At 67.3% G+C, this 21,582-nt stretch carries 15 protein-coding genes and 2 pseudogenes; 12 read left to right on the forward strand and 5 right to left on the reverse strand.

What is annotated here, in order from left to right; all coding sequences use genetic code 11:
* Positions 1-135 precede the first annotated feature (135 nt).
* The 3 genes and pseudogenes from SYV04_RS31365 to SYV04_RS31375 all read left to right on the forward strand — a co-directional run.
* Positions 136-2,952: pseudogene (locus tag SYV04_RS31365) on the forward strand (CHAT domain-containing tetratricopeptide repeat protein); the annotation flags it as partial.
* A 634-nt stretch (positions 2,953-3,586) separates the two neighbouring features.
* Entirely contained in the window at positions 3,587-4,165 is a 579-nt protein-coding gene (locus SYV04_RS31370) for a DUF6310 domain-containing protein (protein WP_321549646.1), read from the forward strand.
* A gap of 31 nt (positions 4,166-4,196) precedes the next feature.
* The gene (locus SYV04_RS31375) at positions 4,197-4,928 is read left to right on the forward strand and encodes a DUF5953 family protein (protein WP_321549647.1); all 732 of its coding nucleotides are present in this window, start codon (positions 4,197-4,199) and stop codon (positions 4,926-4,928) included.
* An 81-nt stretch (positions 4,929-5,009) separates the two neighbouring features.
* On the opposite strand, the gene SYV04_RS31380 is transcribed toward SYV04_RS31375, so the two are convergent.
* The 3 genes and pseudogenes from SYV04_RS31380 to SYV04_RS43890 all read right to left on the reverse strand — a co-directional run bounded on the left by SYV04_RS31380 (position 5,010) and on the right by SYV04_RS43890 (position 7,106).
* Entirely contained in the window at positions 5,010-5,894 is an 885-nt protein-coding gene (locus tag SYV04_RS31380) for a hypothetical protein (RefSeq protein ID WP_321549648.1), read from the reverse strand.
* Positions 5,895-6,247: 353 nt separating this feature from the next.
* A pseudogene (locus SYV04_RS31385) lies at positions 6,248-6,418 on the reverse strand (SMI1/KNR4 family protein); the annotation flags it as partial.
* A 118-nt stretch (positions 6,419-6,536) separates the two neighbouring features.
* The gene (locus tag SYV04_RS43890; protein ID WP_479691451.1) at positions 6,537-7,106 is read right to left on the reverse strand and encodes a PPC domain-containing protein; all 570 of its coding nucleotides are present in this window, start codon (positions 7,104-7,106) and stop codon (positions 6,537-6,539) included.
* Between the two features lie 140 nt (positions 7,107-7,246).
* Here SYV04_RS43890 and SYV04_RS43810 point away from each other — a divergent pair, with 140 nt between their 5' ends.
* Positions 7,247-7,417 (forward strand): FAD-binding protein, encoded by a 171-nt coding sequence (locus tag SYV04_RS43810; RefSeq protein WP_422723991.1) that lies wholly within the window; start codon positions 7,247-7,249, stop codon positions 7,415-7,417.
* A gap of 946 nt (positions 7,418-8,363) precedes the next feature.
* Positions 8,364-8,780: a hypothetical protein gene (locus tag SYV04_RS31390; protein WP_321549649.1), complete on the forward strand. Its 417-nt coding sequence runs from the start codon at positions 8,364-8,366 to the stop codon at positions 8,778-8,780.
* Positions 8,781-9,095: 315 nt separating this feature from the next.
* Here the strand turns inward: SYV04_RS31390 and SYV04_RS31395 are convergent, their stop codons facing one another.
* Positions 9,096-10,550 (reverse strand): serine/threonine protein kinase, encoded by a 1,455-nt coding sequence (locus tag SYV04_RS31395; protein WP_321549650.1) that lies wholly within the window; start codon positions 10,548-10,550, stop codon positions 9,096-9,098.
* A gap of 103 nt (positions 10,551-10,653) precedes the next feature.
* Positions 10,654-11,043, reverse strand: a complete 390-nt coding sequence (locus SYV04_RS31400) for a hypothetical protein (RefSeq protein ID WP_321549651.1) — start codon at positions 11,041-11,043, stop codon at positions 10,654-10,656.
* 253 nt (positions 11,044-11,296) lie between these two features.
* Here SYV04_RS31400 and SYV04_RS31405 point away from each other — a divergent pair, with 253 nt between their 5' ends.
* The 7 genes from SYV04_RS31405 to tssA all read left to right on the forward strand — a co-directional run bounded on the left by SYV04_RS31405 (position 11,297) and on the right by tssA (position 21,530).
* Positions 11,297-12,439 carry a S8 family serine peptidase gene (locus tag SYV04_RS31405; protein ID WP_321549652.1) on the forward strand — a complete coding sequence of 381 codons (1,143 nt, stop codon included), beginning with the start codon at positions 11,297-11,299 and terminating at the stop codon, positions 12,437-12,439.
* A 206-nt stretch (positions 12,440-12,645) separates the two neighbouring features.
* Positions 12,646-13,215: a type VI secretion system lipoprotein TssJ gene (tssJ, locus tag SYV04_RS31410; protein WP_321549653.1), complete on the forward strand. Its 570-nt coding sequence runs from the start codon at positions 12,646-12,648 to the stop codon at positions 13,213-13,215.
* Positions 13,212-14,594: a type VI secretion system baseplate subunit TssK gene (tssK, locus tag SYV04_RS31415; protein WP_321549654.1), complete on the forward strand. Its 1,383-nt coding sequence runs from the start codon at positions 13,212-13,214 to the stop codon at positions 14,592-14,594. Before tssJ ends, tssK begins: the two co-directional genes overlap by 4 nt.
* 21 nt (positions 14,595-14,615) lie before the next feature.
* Complete coding sequence (icmH, locus tag SYV04_RS31420) at positions 14,616-15,314, forward strand: type IVB secretion system protein IcmH/DotU (protein ID WP_321549655.1); 699 nt, start codon at positions 14,616-14,618, stop codon at positions 15,312-15,314.
* Between the two features lie 13 nt (positions 15,315-15,327).
* Positions 15,328-18,963, forward strand: a complete 3,636-nt coding sequence (gene tssM / locus SYV04_RS31425) for a type VI secretion system membrane subunit TssM (RefSeq protein ID WP_321549656.1) — start codon at positions 15,328-15,330, stop codon at positions 18,961-18,963.
* Positions 18,960-19,892, forward strand: a complete 933-nt coding sequence (gene tagF / locus SYV04_RS31430; protein ID WP_321549657.1) for a type VI secretion system-associated protein TagF — start codon at positions 18,960-18,962, stop codon at positions 19,890-19,892. The genes tssM and tagF overlap by 4 nt, the downstream gene beginning before the upstream one ends.
* Positions 19,893-19,910: 18 nt before the next feature.
* On the forward strand, positions 19,911-21,530 hold the full coding sequence (gene tssA, locus SYV04_RS31435; RefSeq protein ID WP_321549658.1) for a type VI secretion system protein TssA: 1,620 nt from the start codon (positions 19,911-19,913) through the stop codon (positions 21,528-21,530).
* Positions 21,531-21,582 lie beyond the last annotated feature (52 nt).

The following is a 21,582-nucleotide window of genomic DNA, read 5'->3' on the forward strand; positions in this document are numbered from 1 at the left end:
GCTGCGCTTCCTGACGGAACTGCTCCAATTCCTTCTCCAACTCCATGGACCACCTCCCTGGCGTGTGGCCAAGGGAGGTCTCATGAGAGGCCGGAGCCCGTCACGACGGGGCACGGCGAGGTCTTACACTTTGACCGGGCCGAGCCATTGATCCAACGCGGGCTCGCCATTCGGGAGGCGGCCCTGGGCCCGAACCATCCCGATGTCGCCCAGTCCCTCAACAACTTCGCTCTCCTTTACGCGTACCAGGGGATGTATGAACGGGCTGAGCCGCTCCATCTGCGCGCGCTCGCCATTCGGGAGGCGGCCCTGGGCCCGAACCATCCCGACGTTGCCCAGTCCCTCAACAACCTCGCTCTTCTTTACGAGGACCAGGGATTGGACAGCCAGGTCAAGCCGCTCTACGAGCGCGCGCTCGCCATTCGGGAGGCGGCCTTGGGCAAGCACCATCCCTTGGTCGCCGCCTCGCTCAACAACCTTGCCGCTCTGTACCAGAAGCAGGGGTTGTACGGGCAGGCCGAGCCGCTCTACGAGCGCGCGCTCACCATCAATGAAACGGTTTTCGGCAAGGACCACCCCAGCATCGCCACCTTGGTGAACAACCTGGCCCTCATCTACGTGGAGCAGGGGATGTATGAGCGGGCCCAACCGCTCTACGAGCGCGCGCTCGCCATTCGGGAAGCAGCCCTGGGCCCGAACCATCCCGAAGTCGCCGCCTTGCTCAACAACCTCGCGATCCTCTACTGGACGCAGGGGATGTACGGCCAGGCCGAGCCGCTCTACCAGCGCGCACTCGCCATTCGGGAAGCAGCCTTGGGCAAGAACCATCCCGACGTCGCCCAATCGCTTAACAACCTCGCCATCGTCTACGCGGATCAGGGGATGTACGCGCGGGCCCAGCCGCTCTACGAGCGCGCTCTCGCCATCAAGGAAACAGCCCTGGGCAAGCACCACCCCACCGTTGCTACCTCGCTCAACAGCCTCGCCCTCCTCTACGGGGTGCAGGGGATGTACGAGCGGGCCGCGCCGCTCCATCTGCGCGCGCTCGCCATTCGGGAGGCGACCCTGGGCCCGAACCATCCCGAGGTTGCCAAGGCGCTCAACAACCTCGCCATACACAAGCTGGCCCAGCATCGCCTCGGCGAGGCCATTCCGCTGTTGACGCGTGCCTTCGCCATCTCCGAGCAGCGCCTACGCCAGGAGGCGCTCGACTTCTCAGAGGAGCGCCTGGCCAGCTTTCTCCACCTTGTGCGCACCGACGAGGAGCGCCTCTATGCGCTGGTGCGGGCTCACCCCGACAACACCCGTGTGAGGCGGCTGGCCCTGAGCGCCGCCCTGCTGCTCAAAGGCCGCTCCCTGGAGGAGACGACCGACATCTCCCGTGCTGTCTACCGGAGCCTGGGCCCTGAGGAGCGCGAGACCTTCGAGCGGTTGCGCGGGCTGCGCACCCAACGGGCCAAGCTGTCGCTTCAGGGCCCTGGTGCGCTCTCATCGGCTGCCTACCAACGGCAGCTCAAGGAACTCGCCAAGCAGGGTGACGCCCTCGAAGCGGGCCTGGCCAGACGCTCCGCACCTCTGCGCGCGCTGTCCGCGCTGCCGCCTCCAGCCGAGATTGTCGAGCGTGTCGCCAAGGCCCTGCCCAGGGATGGCGCCCTCATTGAGTTCATCGCCTATGAGGACCGCCCGCTGGAGCCCAAACCCGGCACACCCGAGTCACAGTTCGGGGGACAGCTGCGCTACCTGGCGCTGGTGCTCCTGCCTGACGCGACCATCCGTGTCCGAGATCTGGGCCCTGCCGAGCCGATGGACGTGGCCGCCACTCGGCTGCGAGACGCGCTGGCCAACCAGGACTTCGCCTTCCAACCCCACGCTCAGGCGCTTTACCAGCTGGCGTTCCAACCCCTGCTTCCGTTGTTGGGAACGACTCGCCGCCTCTTTCTCTCGGCGGATGGGCAGCTGGCACTGGTGCCCTTCGCGGCCCTGCACGACGGCCGCCAATTCCTCGTGGAGACCTTTGACTTCAGCTACCTCACCTCCGGCAAGGACCTGCTGCCTCGCCCCCAGGAGACGGTCCCCGCGGCCTCCGTGGTCGTCCTGGCCGACCCGGACTTCAGCGGTCCGCTTCAGGCACCCGCTCCCCCCCAGCAAGAGCCCTCAACGCGTGCCGAGCGCTCCGCCTCGGTCGAGCGCTTCTTCTCCACGCTGAGCGAGGCCCCAGCGCAGCGAGCCTGGGCCACGGCTTCATTGCCCGGCACGCGCCAGGAGGCCGAGGCCATCCAGCGCCTGCTGCCACAGGCCCAGCTCTTCCTGGGCCCAGAGGCCACCAAGGAGCGGCTGTTGAGCCTGCCATCCCCCGGCATCTTGCACCTGGCCACCCATGGCTTCTTCTTGAAGGACGCCTCGGCTGCGCCTCGCAAGCGTGGCGTCGGCCACTTCGGTGCGCTGGGAGAGGACCCTCTGGCCTCGAGCCCGCCGGACCCGCTGCTGCGCTCGGGCTTGCTCTTCGCTGGGGCAGGTGCGCGGCCGCCCGCCGCCTCCAACGCCGCCCAGCTTCCGCCGGAGAGTGCGCTGGCGACGGCGCTGGAGCTGGCGGGCCTGAACCTGTGGGGAACCCAGCTGGTGGTCCTGTCGGCCTGTGACACCGGGCGAGGCGAGGTGAACCTGGGCCAGGGAGTGTACGGGCTGCGCCGAGCCTTCGTGGTGGCCGGAGCGGAGACGGTGGTGATGAGCCTGTGGAAGGTGGACGACAAGACGACGAGCACGTTGATGGAGGCCTACTACCGCAATCTGCTGGAGGGGCAGGGGCGAGCCAGCGCTCTGCGCGAGGCAATGCGCTGGCAGCGTGGCACCAGGCCCCATCCGCACTACTGGGCACCCTTCATCGCACTGGGCCGGGACGCTCCGCTGCGCGCGCTGGGGCCTGGCCCGACGAGCCAACGAAGAGGCAAATGATGCGGAAAAATTCTCTCTCGCTAAGATTGATTCTGGCTTTGGGGCACTCGTTACCCATGGCCAGAACGATTGAGGGGATATGCACCGGTTGATGAAGGCATGGATTGTCACTTCAGCTCTCGCGAGCGCTTTCATTCTGGCTGGATGTGGAGGAGGTGGAGACATGGAGAATGTCCCGGCTGCTCCTCCAGTGGAGGACACGGTGCGAGAGGCCTTCGCCAATTGCGGTACCCAGACCTGTAGCGGCAGTCAGAACCTGTGCTGCGAGAACGCGTCGGGGAATTTCCAATGTACAGGCTCGCCCTATAGCTGCACCACGACCGCGGACTGCGTTGCGCACAGCGCGACGATGTTTTGCACCACGGCGCACTTCTGCGTCCATAGTCCCCAGTGGGTCGACTGTACTACCCCCTTGTAGTTCCCACTGCCCGGGACGTGCGTGGTGAGCGAGGCCTCCAATGAATGGCCTGTCCTGGCGGAGAGGTGCTTTCACGCGCTCGATCGCAACAGAGTCAGGTTTCGCGATGTGACCGGAAGATGCGCAGTTGCCTCTGCGCCTGCGGTTGCCGCGACTCTGGGGGGCGTCGGGCTCTGCCTTTTTGCGTCGCCGGTCGTCGTCACTGGGGCAGTGATTGTGATTGGGACCGTGGTGGTGGCGGTTGTCATCAAGGAGGGCCTGGATGCCTATGAACGGAGCGCATCCCGTGAGCGTGCGAAGCCCGAGACTCAGGCGCGGCCATCCAATGCGGAGGAACCCGTGGCGAACGGCGAGCCCATGCCGAGAGGCTTGGGCCGGGATTGGGTTCCCCCAGATCCGTCAGACCTGGAGCCGCGCGAACGCCGCCCCGAATGCACGCCCAAGCGGGTTCCTCCCAAGGGTGGAAATAACACGCATAACAGGTGCGCTGACAGAATCCCCTTCAATGCCGTCCCTGGCGCTAATGCGCTTGTCAATGGTAAGGCATTCGACGGGTGGCAAGTCGTCGCGGGCGTGCTTTGGAAAGTCAAGACAGACAACTTCGACTCGTACCCACAAGAGCTTCAAGACATCGTGATCAGAAAGAATGTGCGTGACTTCTTGACCGAGCTAGAGCTTGCGAGGGCATGCGGATTCAACTTCCGGGTTGGCGTGCGAAGCGCCACGCATAAAGCCATGCTGGAAACCGCCGAACGGCGACTCCAGGGCCTTATCGTCCTCATGGATTGGTGCTGAAATGCCTGCCACGCAGAGGAACCAAATCGGTATGATCGTCTATGCGCCCGCGCTCGTGGGGGATGATAGCCGCACCTTGGCTGTAGTTCGTGGGATGGAGCGCGCACGGCCTGGCTTGCGCATCGGGTTGATGATTTCCGATGAGGGGCAACTTATCCGGTTGCCGGATCGCGATGCCTTCGTCGCCCGAGAGGGCCGTCGTGGGGAAATGCCGCCGCTGCGCAGTACCGATGATAACTTCCGAGTGAGCGTAACGGGATGGGGAATTCCGGCGGGGCTTTGCCCTGGCGGCCGGGCTCAGTTTGAATTCCATGTGGCGCTGCCGCTGTCCGCTGAAGGCAGCGCTGCCGCGGAGGTTTTGCTGGAAGCCGTAGGGGAGAATGGAAGCGCGTTCTGGGGGCACGCGACGCCGGTCAGCGCGGCTGTGGACATCGCACGCCAGACGAAGAATCTACCGGACGATTTAGAGCCGCCTCCCCGCAGGCTGCCTGTAATCAAGTCCCCGAGTGCCATGCGTTCGCCGGAGATTCCCTATTACCTTGGGTGGCTGAACTACTGGTCTGCCGCTGCCGCACGAGCCATCGGGTTCCCGGATCCTGCTCGCGACGCTGAGCTGCTCTCGCGGGCGCGGCGCACGGAATCGGGCGGGTGGGTGGTGCAGCTCACCGATGCGCCGCTCGACCTCGACAACCCCGCCCACCTGGACGCGCTGAAGCGGACCTACGAGCGCTTCCCGGAGATCGGCGGGCGCGCGGTACGGTAACAGCTCGCCGTGCCCGCGTTCCTCAAGCCAGGGACGCGGGGCTTTTCATGGGGTGCCTGTCGAGCGCGCTGCGACGGCACGCTAGTACGTGCAGCGCAGGACCTGGCGGTAGGTGCCGCAGTGGCCGAAGTCCGTCGTGCCCGCGGGCTGCGAGTGGTAGCAGCTGTAGACGGTGGGGTCGCAGTCGGGGCTGGGCCAGACGTCGTAGGCGTCGCCATCGGTGACCGCGAACTCCGTCACGCGAGCGACGAGGCGCGCTGTCTTCTGCATGGCCACGCCGTCATCGGCGCCCGCGCTGAAGGTGAGCGGGACGGTGTGCGGGTCGATGGCCTGGTACAGCCCCGAGTACGACCAGTCGAGGCGGTAGCTGGGCCGGCCGTAGACCTGCGGGATGTCGTCGGGCGCCGTGACGGAGAGCCAGTCCACGTACCCGGACACCGAGGCGTGGCCGCGATAGAGCAGGTTCGTGTTGCCCTGAACGACGTAGCGGGGGTTCACCGCCTCGTCGATCCAGATGCCGCTGTCGCCGCGGAAGTCGAAGAACCGCGGGGCAATCACGATGCGCGCGGTGTACGAGCGCGGCGTGCCCGTGAAGGTGTCGACGCGGACGAAGAGCGGCAGGCCGGAGAGCACGGTGTTGAGCTCGTGGCCCTCGTGGAGGACGATCTCGAACCGGCGCTCGCTGATGATGTGCGCGTCCCCGAAGGCGTCGTCGGGGACGAAGCTCAAGACGCCCGAGAGGAAGCGGTTCGCGGTGGCGCGGATGATGAGGGCGCGGCCACCCTCACGTTCCTCGAAAGTACCGAGCGTCTCGAAGCTGAGCTCGTTGTCGCCCACCGAGGCGTAGAGGCGGGTGGCCGTCACCGCAGCGGTGCTGACGCCGGTCTCCTCCTCGGTTTCGGGAATCTCGTTGGTACAGGCCGAAAGCGCGGCGAGGCTCGCGAGGGCGAGGGTACGTAGTTGCATGGGGCGGTCTCCAAGTGAGGCCCCCGAGTACCACACGCCTGTGACATGCCGCGGGGGGACTGTGTGGGGACGCATAGATGGGATGAAGCGGCCGAACGCATAGGAGGGACAGGGGCACTGTGTACCGGGGCAGGCCACGCCCCACTTCGCTAGCCTCCGCCAGCGGCGGGTTCGATTCCCGCCGCCTCCATGCAGCACGAAACCCCGTGGCGCCAGCAAGGTGCCACGGGGTTTTCTTTTCATCCGAGACCGCCTCTCGCCGCGTGTCGGGGCTGAGGTGGGCGTAGCGCTCGGTGGCGTGCCCCAGCGCTCACCGCTTGAGCCAGTAGGAAGGACGACGGGTGAGCAAGGCCGCCATTGCAGTGCAGATAGAAAGCCCGCAGATCGGGATCCAGTCGCCAGCCCACGCGTTGCTCGAACTCAGCGATCTCGGCAGCCGTTGCGGGCGGATACGGGAAGTGCTCGCGTGAAACTTCCTCAAGCAGTTGGGACTCCGGGGCAGAGCTTTCCCAAGGAGAAGGCAGACGTTTATGACACAGTAGTAGTAGTAGAAGCTTGTCGGAGAATCGGCCAGGAGTATCTTCCTTGTACAGGTAGCCCGAGTCCGCGCTCAGCTGCTCGGGCAATACTGTACACAAGAGACTACCGACTGATGGTAGCGCCCACCGTGCCTCCACACTCCGCAGAGGTGTAGCAGCCAGCATGCAGTTTGTACGTCCCGGCCGCGGGGGCCCTGTAGGCAATCTTCGAGCCATAGCCGCCGCAGGCGTCATCGCTGTATGCCACCCGCAGGCCACTTGGGCCATAGAGTCGCAAGAAAGTGTCATCATAAGGGGATCTCCTGGTTGAGGCCCCCGACACGCCGCAAGTGCCCACCGTAAGAAGCTGACCGGCTTGGAGGGAGAAGGACCAATTCTTCGTGTTCTGCAACGCATTGTTGGTGTTAGTGGTAGTGTAGCTGTACACGGCGGAGAGGGGCCTGACGTCACTGGCATGGAGCATATCCCCCAGGTCGATCACCTCCTCGTCCGGAGTGGGCGACACGGACTCAATCGGCAGAGCCTCTCCCGTATCCTGCGGCTTGGCCTCCCTCGCGTCTGGATCGGTGGTCTCAGGCGCCTCGGGCTTCATGTCTTCTGGGGCAGGGCCGCACCCAGCGACAAGGATGACTCCGAGGACGAACAAGCACGCGCGGTTGAGTCCAGTTTTCATGAATGTTTCCTTTGAGAGAGGGGCGTGAACTGGTGTTGGGGTTGTTGTCCAGTTCGTAGCGGAATCTCGTACCCGGTCCGCACACCAGCCAGCCGCCCAGAAAGGCAGTCTTTTGTGTTATACTGGGCTTTCCTGAATGCTTGATCGATGATGGCATCGTTCTCGACATGCGCCCCATGAAGGGCGCCCGGGTCGATCCCGTCTGCCGCGTGGTGCGCGCCCAGGCCGGTCTCACCTGGGGTGAGTTGGCGGAGAGGGTGGAGAAGCCATTGACCGGACTTCCGAGGCGTATAGACAGGATAGGAGTATAGGCAGGATAGAGGCGATGTGGAGGGTGAGGGCAGGAGCGGAGGTGACGTGAAGGGCCGCTGACTGGGGTCGCCCGAGCAGTGAGCCAAGCGGGTTGACAGGCCGCGCAGCCCCTTGGAGTACACGCCGGCCCTGGCTGCCCTCCTATGAGGTGCGCGGCAGGGGCTTGGCTCTCCTGGCCCTGGCAGCTTGAGCCTCAACAGCACGCGGCCTGAGGGGGCCCGCGCGCCGGGGCTCGCCTCGCACCTGCCGTGGGCAAGCCCAAGTGCTCCAGTATCGCTCGCACTCCCCTGCCTGCCTTCACGTACGCCAAGACCCGCCGCCTGCCTCCACACCTCACGCAGGCGAACACGTCGGCGGAATTGGCAGCGCGGCGCCATCGTTGCGGCTCCAGCTCAGCCCCGGGGGCACACCAGGACAGCAGCCATCGCCGCGCTCAGCTCGGGCAGCGCTTTTCAGAACGGCGCTTTCAGAACGGCGGCGGAATTGGCAGCGCGGCGCCTTTCAGAACGGCGCCGCGAATGGCGGCGCGGCGCCATGGTTGGCGCTCCGGCCCGGCCCGGTGGCGCTCCGGGGCAGCGGCCATCGCTGCGCCCAGCTCGCGGGAAGGCCGGAAGGCCGTACGCCGATGATGAACGGGCAGAGGAGGTCGGACAGGCTCGTAGTACCGACGAAGCTGCCGAACAAGGCCAGCGGTACGGCTGCGGAGGTGGTGGAGGGAAGGAGCCTGGCCAAAGAGAAGGTGGGAGAGCAAAACACGCCCCGGACCCAGCACCGGACACAGCGTGCCCAGTGCGCTCGCCTGCCTACGCGACGCAGCAGTGCGCTTTGACGTCAGCATCCGAGGCAAGAGCCCAGTGCGGTAACTCTGCTCGCTGGGATCTGTGCGGGGGGCGGCCCGAGCCTGTACGGCGAAGGGCCGTCCCTACCGCGACCGAGGAAACAGGGATGAACACGCCCGCGCACCAAGACGCCCCCACGATGTTCTACCCGCTGAACCCCTGCGGCCATCTTCGCGGCCCCGAGGGCGGCTGCATCGGCTTTCCAGAGTGCAAGCGCGAGCCTGTGAGCGCCGACAAGATGGGGCCGCTCGTGCAGCGAGCTGGCGAACTCCGCGCGCGGCTCTTGGACCATCCTTCCCTGGCGTTCACGCGAGAGGGCCGCGCCGCCGTTGCGGACAAGCTGGGAGCGGCGGTGACTGTGGCCGAGTGCCTTAACGTGGTGCTGATCAGCCAGCTCGACGACAGGGCCGCCATGACGACGGAGGAACAAGCGACGCTGGCCACCATCGGCGCGAACGTGGAGATGCGGGTGCGGGATCTCCGCGAACTCTTCACGGCATGGACTGCAGCGGGCCAATCCTGAAGCCCGGGGGAGCACCCGCTGTGCGGTCGGGTCCTCCGTCATGTTGCACGTATGTCGCAGGAACGTGCGGAATGGGCTGGAACAGGACGGGACGAGACGGGACGCGGCGGGATATCGACTCCCAAGCATGCTGGGCGGTTACGAGGTAAGGACGCGATTCTGCTAGGAGTTTCGCACCGCCCGGCGCGGGTTCGATTCCCGCCGCCTCCACAGAGCAGCGAGAGTTGTAGCAATGCTCTGGCCGCCATCAGGCGAGCCGGGGTTTTCTTTTTCCCCTGAAGCCGCCAGAGGCAGCCAGGCGGATGAGACCGGGACTCAGCGGAAGTCCGGCGGGCTCGATGTGGGCGGAGGCTTGCTGGGCGGAGTGAGGGCAGGGGCGTAGCACCGGCCTTGGCTGTACACCCAGCCGTTCTCCGCGCACTCCTCGGCAGTCATCGGGAGGGTCTCCCCCCAGCAGGCTCCGTTGATGGCCACCTGCTTGCGGCCTGGGCAGTGGCCCTTCTCGTCGGGTCGGGTCTGCCCGGGAAGAGGCTTGGGAGGCATGTCCCGGGCCATGGCCTCCGTCTTGGAGGGGAGATGGATGGAGGCCAGGGGAGCGGTTGGCGCGGAGTCCCCCACGGCGGCAGTGCCCGCATCGGGCACCTCGGAAGCAGAGGACTGCTGCCCGCGCACGGCCAGCCGCTCGAGTCGTGCATGCACTGCCTGCAAGGCCCCCACGAGGATCCCGAGCATCCCCAGCGTGGCCAGGGCCAGCCAGGGTCTCCACGCCAGGACTCGCGTCGGGGTTGGTGCGGGGGCAAGGGGTTGCTCACGGGGCAAGGGCGAAGGCTGCGGTGCCTGCTCGGTGCGCAGAGGGAGATCGGCCTCCGGGCCCGCTTGCTCCACGGCGGCTTCCAGAGCGTCGGCGAACTCCGCCGCCGTGCCACGGGCCTCGGGAGACTCCGAGAGGAGGCGGAGGATCCCCTCCCGCAGCCGTGGGTGTACTTGGGGAGTGCGCTCCAGGAAGGGCCGCGGATCCGGGCACAGCAGGTGCCAGGACTCCGCCTCATCCTGATAGGGCGCCATGTCCGGGAGGTACTCGCCCGTGACGAGGCGGAAGGCCGTGACGCCCAGGGAGAACAAGTCATCGGCCGGAGTGGCCGGGTAGTAGGAATCGCGGGCACGAACGGAGGCCAGCAGGAACAGGCTGGCCTGGGGAGAGCGGTAGGCGACAGTGCCCGGAGGCAGGGATTGCCACGTGAGGCGGTGGGCTTCCTGGAAGTGGCCCGCGCCGAAGTCGATGAGCACTGCCCGGCCGTCCGAGCGACGCACCAAGACGTTGGCGCCCTTGACGTCGCGGTGGACGGCATTGGCGGCATGGGTGGCGGCAAGCGCGCGAGCCACCTGGGCCAGCAGTCGGAGCACCTGCCTGCAGGAGGCGGAATGCTGCTCGGCCCAGGTGTAGAGCGGAGTGCCCTCCACCCACTCCATGACGAAGAAAGGGTGCTCCGCTCCGGAGGCGTGGCGCCAGAGCCCTTGGCCCAGCAAGCGCGGGACGCTCGGGTGGCGGGTACGAGCGAGCAGTCCCACCTCCCGCGCGAAGCGAGGATCCCCCGGGTACACAGCCAGCTTGAGGGCCACAGGGCCTGAGTCTTCCAGGCCCACCCGGACGGCGCGGTAGACGACGCCGTAAGAGCCCTGGCCCTGTCGAGCCTCCACGCGCCAGTCGCCCACTTGAGTTCCCGGGAGGAGGAGAAGGGAAGGGTCCTCGGAGACGGACTTGGGGCGCATGAAGGGACCTCTCGATGGAGGAGGAAACACCGCTCTCCTCTCCGAGGATCCTATGTTGTACGTAGGCAGCCGTCAGCAGACTTTAGCAGTCGTGCTCTGGCGTTCACACGTCCTTGGGCGCGGTGGCCTTCATGGCCTCCTTCACCTTCTGACGCAGGGCCTGCTTGCGCTGCTTGAACTGCTGCCGCTGCTCCTCGGACAGCTGGCCGCCGCTGGCCTGGCGCTGGGCCTGGACCTCCTGACGCAGCTGCTGGGCCTCGGCCTTGAACTGATCCGCCTGGGCCTGGGTGAGGCGGCCATTCTCCACCGCGCGCGAGAGCTTGTGCTCCATGCGGCCCATGCCGCCGTGGCGCCTCCCGCCTTTCTTGCCCTCATGGCACTCGCCCTGAGTCTGGGGCTGGCCCTCCGTGGGGGCGACGGGCGCGGCGAACGCAACGGTGGACAGCAGCAGCGAGGAGAGGGCAGCGGACAGCACGGCGATCTTGAGGCGCATGGGGAGGGCTCCTGGGGTCGATCCGACAAGAGCCCCGGCGGCTCCAGCGGTGTCTGGTCAGAGAACCCCCCAGCCCCGCCGAGGTTAATTCGCCCTCCGCGCGGTGGCCTCCAACGTGCCGGGGCGAGGGCGATTCACCCGACTTGCTGGGTACTCAAACGATGATGGCTAAATTAGAAAAGTCAATATTGAATGTAAAATCGCCTATTCTTAATATTCGCGAATCCCCCGTAGTCCATCGAGGTGGTACTCAATGAAGAAGCTGATCGTGAACCTGGCGGCCCTCAACCTGATCGCGTGCGGCGGTGCGCAGTTCGAGGGTGAGGAGGAGCAGGTTCAGGAGTTCGACGTCACCCAGCTGGCGCTGAAGGCGGACGCGAACGGCAAGATCCCGGGCTACTACGTGGTCCGGATGAAGGAGGGCGTGGACGCGGCGACGGTCGCCAAGGGCCACGGCGTATCGACCAACTTCATCTACAAGTCCGCGCTCAAGGGCTTCGCGGGTCCGCTGACCGAGGCCCAGGTGCGCAAGCTGCAGCAGGACGAGATGGTGGCCTCCGTGGAGCTGGACGGCCTGGTCGAGGTCAACGCGCAGACCATCCCGTACGGCATCAGCAACATCGGCGCGACCACCAACTCCACGTTGGCGGGTAACGGCTCGGGCGCCGTCACCGGCGCGACGGTGTTCGTCATCGACACCGGTATCGCCAGCCACGCGGACCTGAACCTGGTCGGCCACGTGAACTACGCGGGCGGCAAGAACACCGACTGCCACGGCCACGGCACGCACGTCGCGGGCACCGTGGGCGCCAAGGACGACGCCAACTACGTGGTCGGCGTAGCCCCCGGCATCCCCGTGTTCGGCGTGAAGGTGCTCAACTGCCAGGGCTCCGGCACCAACTCGGGCGTGATCGCCGGCATGGACTACGTGGCCGCCAGCACCGTGGCCCGCAAGGTCGCCAACATGTCGCTGGGTGGCGGCTTCGCCCAGGACGTGAACAACGCCGCGGCGAACATGGTGAACAACAACGTGGCGGTGGCCGTGGCCGCCGGCAACGACGGCGCGAACGCCTCCACCAAGTCGCCCGCCAGCGAGCCCTCGGTGCTCACCGTGGCGGCGCACGACTCCAACAACGTCAACGCCTCGTGGAGCAACTTCGGCACCGTGGTCGACCTGTCGGCCCCGGGCGTGAGCGTGCTGTCGCTGTCGCGCACCGGCGGTACCGCCACCATGAGCGGCACCTCGATGGCCTCGCCGCACGTGGCGGGCGCGCTGGCGCTCTACCGCGCGCAGAACCAGTCGGCCACGGGTGCTCAGGCCATGAGCGCGGTGAAGGCCAACACCTCGGGCACCAGCTCGGGCGGCTTCGGCCGCCTGTACGTCGGCAACTGGTAGTCGCCCCCCCGGCCTTGCCGGGCTGACAGTCCCCGCGACACCTCGGCGCCTCCTCTCACCCTCGGGTGGGAGGGGGCGTCGTGCTTGGCGCGCCTACCCGACGCAGGGCGTCGGGGCGCGCCTCACGAACCTGGGAGCTGCCTTGAACTGAACGATTCGGTGTGGCAGCGTGCAACCCCATTTCTCGTGCTCAAACAGGGGTTTGCATGCTGGCCTGGGGGTGGCAGCAGGTGTCGGACAGCCAGGGTGAGCGCGGACGCCGGTTGGCGATCGCGCTGGGTCTCATGGTGCTGATGGGAGCGTGTGCGCACTCGGCGCCGCCCCCGGAGCCCTGCAAGGAGCCTCCTCCGTTCTCCGTGCTCCTCGAGGCCAGCGAGCGCCTCAACCCGGACGACAAGGGCAACTCCCTGGCGACGATCGTCCAGGTGCTCCAGCTCAAGGACATCCGCCGTCTGGAGGCCTCCGAGTTCCAAGACGTGTGGCAGAAGCCCAAGGAGGTGCTCGAGGAGGATCTGCTCGCCACGGATGAGCTGACCCTGGAGCCGGGCCAGGAGCTGACGCGGCAGCTGTCGCGCGATCCGAAGGCGAACTTCATCGTGGTGTTCGGCGTGTTCCGTCGGCCGGCGGGGCAGGTGTGGCGCTCCATCCAGCGGCTGCCCGAGGTGACGCCCGAGCTGTGCGCGGCGGCGAAGAAGCCGGGGCAGCCGGTGGCGCCGATGCACTTCTACATCGAGGACTACCGAGTCGAGGCCCGGGGCAGGGCGGGGGGGCGATGATGAAGATTCCGCAGCGTGTCGTGTGGTCCGAGGGGATGTTCATGAATCCCCAGCACCTGCAGCAGGCGGACGTGTACCACGAGTCCCTGCTGGCGGCCCGGTTGGGGGCGATGACGCCCTACGACTGGGGCGTGGTGGAGATGGAGGTGGATGAGAAGGCGCTGTCGGCGGGCCAGTTCCAGTTGCTGCGCTTCTTCGGAATCCTCCCGGACGGGCTGCCGGTGCGCTTCGAGCGCGGCCAGCAGGAGGAGCCGCAGGCCCGGCCCATCGAGGAGCACTTCGGCGCGGCGAAGAAGTCGCTGGACGTGTTTCTGGGCGTGGCGCGCGAGCGTGACGGCGTGGCCAGCTACGGCAACCCGGACGAGTCCGCCACCTCGCCGCGCTTCAGCGTGGTGAGCCGCTCGGTGCCGGACCTCATCACCACCGAGTCGGTGGTGCCGGTGGCCTTCGCCCAGCGCAACATCCGCTTCCTGTTCGGCACCGAGCCGCGCGAGGACTACGAGGTCATCAAGATCGCCGAGCTGATGCGGGACAAGACGGGCGCGGTGGCGCTGTCGCCCACGTACATCCCGCCGAGTACGCGCATCTCCGCCTCGCCGTACGTGCTGGCGAGCCTGCGGCAGCTGCTCAAGTCCATGTACGGCAAGCAGCGCGAGCTGTCGGACACGCGGCGCCACCGGGACGAGGCCTCGCTGGAGTTCACCGCCGCGGACGTGACGAAGTTCCTGCAGCTCAGCGCGCTCAACGGGCTCATCCCCCAGGTGGCCCACGGGGTGGAGGCCGCGGACATGTCGCCGCAGCTGCTCTACCTGCTCTTGTGCCAGGCGGCGGGGCAGCTCTCCACGTTCTCGGCGGACGGGGACCCGTCCAACCTGCCGAAGTTCCAGTACACCAACCTGCGCGTCACCTTCGAGGGCCTGTTCCAGCGGCTGGAGACGCTGCTGCGCTCGGTGGCGACGGAGCAGGGCGTGGCGATCGCATTGGAGTCGCGCAAGGACGGCATGCACCTGGGCCGCCTGGAGGACGAGCGGCTGCAGCGCTGCACGCAGTTCATCCTCGCGGTGCGCAGCGAGCTGCCGGAGAAGCAGGTGGCCGACGAGCTGCCGAACCTCTCGAAGATCGCCAGCTGGGATGAGATCCACAACATCATCCAGGCGGCCACGCCGGGCGTGCCGCTGAACGTGACGTTCCGGCCTCCGCCCGAGGTGCCGGTCAAGCCGAAGGTCGTCTACTTCTCGCTCGATATCACCGATCGTTACTGGAAGGACGCGGTCAAGGATCAGACGCTGGCCATCTACCTGCCGCCTCCCTTCGAGCCCGCGCGCACCAAGCTGGAGCTGACAGGTGTGCCGGGTAAGAAAGACACGAAGGGGCGCTGACGCCTCGACTTTGGGGGACGGATGGATCGGCTGAACATCATCACCAAGGACTGCTTCGGCGCGCTGCTGCAGATCCGCCAGGCAGAGCCCAACAGCCTGCCCGCGCCCGAGCAGGTGCAGCAGCGCCTGCGCAAGTTCATCAACGACATGATGCGCAAGGGCTCGAACGAGGGCCTGAGCCGGCAGGACGTGGATGACATCGCCTACGCGCTGGTGGCGCTGGCCGATGAGCTGGCCGTGAACAAGTCCGACGAGTTCCGGGAGTACTGGCTCGCCAACCTGCTGCAGTTCCAGTTCTTCAAGGAGAACCGCGCGGGCGAGGGCTTCTTCAACAAGCTCCAGGAGGTGCGCAAGGATCCGCAGCGCCTGGAGACGCTGCGCGCCTACTACCTGTGCCTCATCTTCGGCTTCCAGGGGCGCTACCGGGTGCGTGGCGGCGAGCTGGAGCTGATGAAGCTGATCGAGGAGCTGCAGCGAGAGCTCGCCCACTCCTACAAGTTCGACACGGAGACGCTGTCGCCCAGCGGCGAGCGGCCCGCGAGCAACCTCAAGGCGACCAAGCGCACGCTGCCGCTGGTGGCCATCTCCGCGGGCGTCGTCGTCTTCTCGCTGCTCGTCTACGGCGGCCTGCGTCTCGGCCTGAGCAGCAGCGTCTCCTCGCTCGTCGAGGAGATCGAGGCGTCCTCGGCCACTTCTCCCACCCCCGCCGCGAAGCCCTGACGGAGCCCCGCGCATGATCAAGTACATCCTCGGCGCGCTGGTGGCAGCGGTCCTCTGGGCGGTCGTCATCGTGTTCCAGTTGCCGATCTGGATCGGCATCGCCGCCACCACGCTCATCATCCTGGTGTTGATCGCGATCGTCGCGGTCCGCCACCTCAAGGCCGCCAAGGCCGCTGGCGACATCGAGAAGGCGCTGGCGGCTCAGGCCAGCGCGGAGGCCCAAGGCGCCCGGCCCGACCTGCAGGAAGAAGTGCAGGCGATGCAGGCCGAGTTCACCAAGGCCATCGCCGCGCTGAAGACCTCGAAGCTGGCGCGGGGCCGGGGCGGCAAGGAGGCTCTCTCGGTCCTGCCCTGGTACATGATCATCGGCCCGCCGGGCTCCGGGAAGAGCACGGCGCTGCGCAACTCGGGCATCAAGTTCCCGTACCTCTCCTCGCGCGGCGGCGGCGTGAAGGGCGTGGGCGGTACGCGCAACTGCGAGTGGTGGCTCACCAACGAGGCCGTCATCCTCGACACCGCCGGTCGCTACACCACCGAGGATGAGGACCGGGACGAGTGGTTCAGCTTCCTGGACATGCTCAAGCGCAACCGCGCGAAGAAGCCGGTCAACGGCCTCATCGTCGCGGTGAGCGTGGGCGACATCATCGGCATCGACGAGGAGGAGACGGTCCAACTGGCGCAGCGGCTGCGCGAGCGCGTGGACGAGGTGATGGAGCGATTGAAGATGATCGTTCCGGTCTACCTCATGTTCACCAAGTGCGACCTGCTGGCCGGCTTCGTGGACATCTTCGGAGACCTCGCCAAGAGCGAGCGCGGGCAGATCTGGGGCTTCACCGTTCCGGTGATGGAGAAGGGTGAGGACCTGGGCGAGGTGTTCCGGGAGAAGTTCGACGAGATGGCGGAGGTGGTGGAGCAGCGCTCCATCCAGCGCGTGGGCGACGAGCGTCACCCGGAGACGCGCGAGCGCATCTACCGCTTCCCGCAGCAGTTCGAGGGGCTCAAGGACAACATCGCGGCGATGGTGCAGGCGCTGTTCGCCGAGAACGTGTACCAGGACACCCCGGTGATGCGCGGGGTGTACTTCACCAGCGGCACGCAGGAGGGCAGCCCGATCGATCGCGTGATGAACGCGATGGCGGACGCCTTCGGCATCCGGCGCTCGCTGCCGTCCAACTCCAAGCCCGCGGTGGAGGCGCGCAGCTACTTCCTGCGCGACGTGTTCGGCAACGTCATCTTCCCGGATCAGGATCTCGCCGTGGTGAGCACGGCCGAGAACCAGCGCCTGAAGCAGATGCAGTACGCGTACGCGGGCGGAGCCCTGCTGGTGGCGGTGCTCATCCTGCTGTTCCCGACGATCGCCTTCTTCAAGAACCGGGCGCTCATCCAGGACACGCGCGACATCTTCCAGGCACAGCTGAACAGCGCGGAGAACACCTCCACGGCCTCTATCGCGGTGGAGGACCTCCGGGTCCTGCGCTCGCGCATCGACGAGCTGCGCAAGAACGAGGAGGACGGGCCTCCCACGGGCATGCGCTTCGGCATGTACCGGGGTGGGGTGCTCTTCGAGCCGCTGAGCAAGTTCTACGGCGCCGCCGTCCGGCGCACCTTCGTCGAGCCGGTGCTGCAGCAGGACTTCAAGGACCTGTCGGCCTTTGGCAGGAAGTACGAGGGCGATGAATCCGAGAAGCCCGACGAGCGCGAGTACGCGCGCTACTTCAGCCTGCTCAAGCTGAACCTGTTCCTGACGGGACCGCGCACGGAGGCAGAGCCGGCGATTGGCGAGGCGGAGCGTGCCTGGATCGTCGCCAACGTCGTGTCCCGCTGGGCCAACCGCTCTGGGTTCGCCGAGAGCGCCGAGCGCCAGCGTCTGCTCGGCGAGCACCTGGATCTGTACGTGAACCTGCTGGCGCAGAACCCCTCGCTGGCCTTCACGCGCAACGACAAGGTCATCAGCGATGCGCGGGTCGCGCTGTCGCGGCTGCCGTTCGACCAGCTGCTGCTCAACCAGATCATCGCGGACGTGGGCGGCGACTTCAATTTGAAGCTCTCCAGCATGCTGGGAGGCACCACCTCCAACATCAAGTCGAAGGGACTGATCCGGGGCGCCTTCACCCGCAAGGGCTGGGACGCGCTGGTTCGCGATCGGCTGGAGTCTCCGCTGCAGAACGCGGACCTGTGGGTGCTCGGCAAGGACACCAAGAACTCGACCGACGCGGAGATCGACAAGCTGCTCAATTCGCTCGAGTCGCGCTACTTCGAGCAGTACATCACCGAGTGGCAGACCTTCCTGGACTCGATCGACGTGGCGCGGCCGGGCTCGAGCGCCGAGGTGCTCGCGGCGCTGGAGGAGCTCACGCGCGGCAAGCCGCCTCCGCTGGCGCGCCTGTTCCAGGCGGTCGGCTACAACAGCAAGTTGCCGACGAAGAAGTCCACGGATGACGTAGGCGAGGACCTGATCAAGACGCTCAAGGACAAGATCCAGAAGAGCTCCAACCGGAACCGCCAGATCGTGGATGTCGGCAGCAAGTTCCTGCCCGCGCCCGAGGAGAGTGGGGAGATCCAGTACACGGCGCTGCACGTGCAGGCCGCGTTCGACACGCTGGTGAAGTTCGGCGTGCCTCCGCCGCCTCCCTCGCCCGAGTCGCCGCCCGAGTCCGTGCAGCTCGACCTGTACCAGGAGCAACTGGTGTTCGTGCGCGACGCGCTCCGCCAGTTCCTGGAGAACCCCTCGGAGGGCAAGGCGTTGAACTCCCGGCTGGCCACGGCTCGCGTCCAGGTCCAGGCGCTCGTCAACGGTCAGGAGGACCCCAACATCCGGCCCGTGCTCGGCAAGCTGCTGATGCCGCCGCTGGAGGCCTCCTCCTCGCTCGCCAACCGCGAGGCGGGAACGGCGATCAACCAGAGCTGGTGCAGCGAGATCGTCGACGCGTTCAAGCGCAACCTGGCCAACCGCTACCCGTTCAACCGCAACGGGCATGACGCGTCGCTGGCCGACGTGGGTGAGTTCTACCGCCCCACCAGCGGCACGGTCTGGGGCTTCTTCGATACCTCGCTCAAGGAGGATGTGCGGCGGGCGGGCGACAAGTTCCAGTTCATCAAGAAGCTGGGCAGCACTCCGCTCCAGCCGAGCCTGCTCACTTTCCTGAAGCGCTCGTACGACATCTCCACCTCCATGTTCGTGCCCAATGGCTCCGAACCGGTGATGAAGTTCTCGATCAGCATCCGGCCCTCGCCGGCGCTGTCCTCCATCACCTTCTCGGTGGATGGCCAGGAGGTCGTCTACAAGAACGAGCCCGAGCGCTGGACGAAGTTCTCCTGGCCGGGCGACGGCAAGAAGTCCGGCGCCCAGATCAAGGTGCGCAACCCGCGCGGCCAGCTCGAGGAGCTCGAGCGCGATGGCGAGTGGGGCCTCTTCCGGCTCATGGAGGAGGGCGCGGCGCAGATGGACAAGGGCGCGCGGGTGTTCTCCATGAAGTGGAAGATGCCCAGCACCAACGCCGAGGTGGTGATCGACTTCAAGCCCGAGCGCACCGCCACTCCGTTCTTCGGCACCTCTCCGTCGCCGGGCACGGGGATGCTGCAGCCGTTCCGCGTGGCGGGCGTGGCGCCTCCGAAGACCATTGGAAAGGGTTCAGGATGCTCGGAGTGAACCGAGGCAACCCGGTGGCCTTGTTGGGCAAGGCTCCCTGCCAGGGAGACTTCATCCGCTGGAACGCGAGCGATCCTGTCTCGCAGCAGTTCCACCGGTGGCTGGAGGAGGGGCACGAGGCCGTCCGCCGAGGCAACGTCCTGCTGCCCGCCGAGCCCATCCACTTCCTCTTCACCATGGCGGGTGGCCGCCAGGGGCTCATGGGGATGATGGCGCCCAGCAGCGACAAGGTGGGCCGCATCTTCCCGCTCGCCGTCTATGTGCCGGCGGACCTCGCCTCGCTGGCGGGCCACACGGCTCCGCTGCTGCCCGGCTCGCACCAGGCCTTCTTCGCGGCGGCCCGGCAGCTGCTCGCTGACGCGGCTACGCTGTCGGCGGACGAGCTGAACAAGCGGGTGGAGGCGCTTGGGGCCCATGCGGAAGGGGACTCGGGTGACGCGGAAGACTACCGGCGCAAGGCGCAGCTGGCGCCCGCCTCCAGCCTGGTGAAGCAGTTCACCTCGGATGGGGCAGCGCCGGGCGCGCAGTACTACGCCTTCCGCACCTTCATGACGGCGTGCTCGGCCGAGAAGGGCAAGGAGCCCTCCAAGCCGGGTGTGACGCTGGACTGTCCCTTCTCGGAGGAGACGGGGCCCTACCCGTGGGTGGAGCTGGCGCGCCGGCTGCTGCAGTGGCGCTCCACGCCGCCGAGCCTCTTCTGGCACTACGGGCCGAGCCCGAGGCTGTTGCTGTCGCTGGGGCCGCCGGCCTCCTCGGCGCTGATGCACCTGGCCAAGCTCGATCACTCCAGCAGGAACCTGTGGCCGCTGCGCACGAAGCAACCCAACGCCATCGAGTCCGCGAAACAGGCGCTGTCCGCTTCACAGCGGCGCGCAATCGAGGATGATGGTGTCACGACGGAGGCCCTGCTCAGCGCATTCGGCGGCTGAGCGGGCTGGGGGGAGCACATGGCAGTCTCGATCGAACAACTCCGGGAGAAGGCGAAGAACTGGATCGAGCCCGTCTCGGCGGCGGCTCCGGCCGGTGCCGCGGCGAAGACGAACCCTCAGTACGAGGCCGTCATCGCGGAGATGGCCAAGCTGGAATCGGTGACCGGCGGCGCGGTGGACTGGAACCTGGTGCTCGACTCGGGCGGCAAGGTGCTCCAGTCCGTCTCCAAGGATCTGCGCATCGCCACGTACCTGGCCTTTGGCCTGTACCAGACGCAGGGCCTCGATGGGCTCGCCACCGGGCTGGTGGTCATCTCCGAGATCATGGACCGGTTCTGGCCCGGTCTCTTCCCGGAGCTGGCGCGCCTGCGTGGCCGCGCCAACGCGCTCGGCTGGCTCATCGAGCGGGCCTCCAGCACGCTGCCCGACATGCAGGTGGACGCCAACGCACGCGACCGGGTCGAGGCCCTGGACGTGGCCGCCGCGCGGCTGGCCGAGGTGGCGCGCCAGAAGTTCGAGGCCAACGGGCCCGCCGTCCGGCCGCTGCTGGAGAGCGTGCAGCGCCTCAAGGCCTCGCTGCCCGCCGATGCTCCGCCGCCCCCGCCTCCGCCTCCGCCCGAGGTGAAGCCCGTCACGCCTCCGCCTCCGGCGATCGCCCCGGTGGCCGCGCCCCCGCCCGTCGCCAGCGCCATGCCCGCGGTGGGCGGGATGGCCAGCGTCGAGGCCGCCACGGACTTCCTGCGCCAGACGGGCTCGGCGCTGATCAACGCGGCGGGCACGCTGCGCCGAGCCTCCGCCCTGGATCCCCAGCCGTACCGGCTGCTGCGCGTGGGCCTGTACCTGCACCTGGTCACCCCGCCGCCCTCGGATGCTAGCGGCAAGACGAGCATCCCCGCGCCGCCGCCCGCGCTGCGCCAGCAGTTGGAGCGCATGGCCGCCAACGGCAAGTGGGCCGAGGTGCTGGAGGAGGCCGAGTCCGCCCTCACGCAGCACCGCTTCTGGGTGGATCTGCACTTCCTCAGCGCCCGCGCGCTGGGAGAGCTGGGGCCCACCTACCAGCCCGCCCGGCAGTCACTGCTCACGGAGCTGGCCGCGTGGCTCAAGCGCATGCCCGCGGTGCCCAAGTTCCTGTTCGGCGATGGCTCGCCGGCGGCCAGCGGAGAGACGCGCGCGTGGCTGGAGTCGGAGCTGGCGCCGCCCGCGGCCTCCGGTGGAAGCCCCGCCGCGGGCAAGGCGGACGGGGAGGGCGGCGATGACGAGGCCGAGGTGCTCACCGAGGCGCGCAAGCTGCTCGGTGGCGGCAAGGCGCCCGAGGCGATCGCCATGCTCCACAAGCGCGTGGAGGAGGCGACTTCCAGCCGCAAGCGCTTCCGTGCCCGTCTGGCGCTCGCGAAAATTTGCGCTGCCAGCAGCCAGCCCAACATGGCGCGAGCCCTCTATGAGGCGCTCGACAAGGAGTCGGTCGAGCGGGGGCTGGATGTGTGGGAACCCGCGCTCGCGGGCGAGTGCCTGGAGGGCCTGCTCGCCGTGTCCCGCCCGCCGCCCAAAGCTCCAGAGGGTCTGGTGTCGGAATTCAACGCCCGATATCATCGCCTCTGCCTGATCGATCCCAGCGCTGCCCTGAGGGTGTCTCTGTGAGAGGGGGGCCTCTTACGGTGAGTCCGCGCGGGATAACGTCGTCCCCAACCAG

This window comes from Hyalangium ruber (genome assembly GCF_034259325.1).
GTDB lineage: Bacteria > Myxococcota > Myxococcia > Myxococcales > Myxococcaceae > Hyalangium_A > Hyalangium_A rubrum.

What these genes read in the sequence shown, in the direction of transcription:
- SYV04_RS43890 (WP_479691451.1), bottom strand. Translation starts at nt 7,106, where the DNA reads ATGAAAACTGGACTCAACCGCGCGTGCTTGTTCGTCCTCGGAGTCATC.
- SYV04_RS31390 (WP_321549649.1), top strand. Translation starts at nt 8,364, where the DNA reads ATGAACACGCCCGCGCACCAAGACGCCCCCACGATGTTCTACCCGCTG.
- tssK (WP_321549654.1), top strand. Translation starts at nt 13,212, where the DNA reads ATGATGAAGATTCCGCAGCGTGTCGTGTGGTCCGAGGGGATGTTCATG.
- SYV04_RS31405 (WP_321549652.1), top strand. Translation starts at nt 11,297, where the DNA reads ATGAAGAAGCTGATCGTGAACCTGGCGGCCCTCAACCTGATCGCGTGC.
- tssJ (WP_321549653.1), top strand. Translation starts at nt 12,646, where the DNA reads ATGCTGGCCTGGGGGTGGCAGCAGGTGTCGGACAGCCAGGGTGAGCGC.
- tssM (WP_321549656.1), top strand. Translation starts at nt 15,328, where the DNA reads ATGATCAAGTACATCCTCGGCGCGCTGGTGGCAGCGGTCCTCTGGGCG.
- icmH (WP_321549655.1), top strand. Translation starts at nt 14,616, where the DNA reads ATGGATCGGCTGAACATCATCACCAAGGACTGCTTCGGCGCGCTGCTG.
- SYV04_RS31395 (WP_321549650.1), bottom strand. Translation starts at nt 10,550, where the DNA reads ATGCGCCCCAAGTCCGTCTCCGAGGACCCTTCCCTTCTCCTCCTCCCG.
- SYV04_RS31380 (WP_321549648.1), bottom strand. Translation starts at nt 5,894, where the DNA reads ATGCAACTACGTACCCTCGCCCTCGCGAGCCTCGCCGCGCTTTCGGCC.
- tssA (WP_321549658.1), top strand. Translation starts at nt 19,911, where the DNA reads ATGGCAGTCTCGATCGAACAACTCCGGGAGAAGGCGAAGAACTGGATC.
- SYV04_RS31400 (WP_321549651.1), bottom strand. Translation starts at nt 11,043, where the DNA reads ATGCGCCTCAAGATCGCCGTGCTGTCCGCTGCCCTCTCCTCGCTGCTG.
- SYV04_RS31375 (WP_321549647.1), top strand. Translation starts at nt 4,197, where the DNA reads ATGATCGTCTATGCGCCCGCGCTCGTGGGGGATGATAGCCGCACCTTG.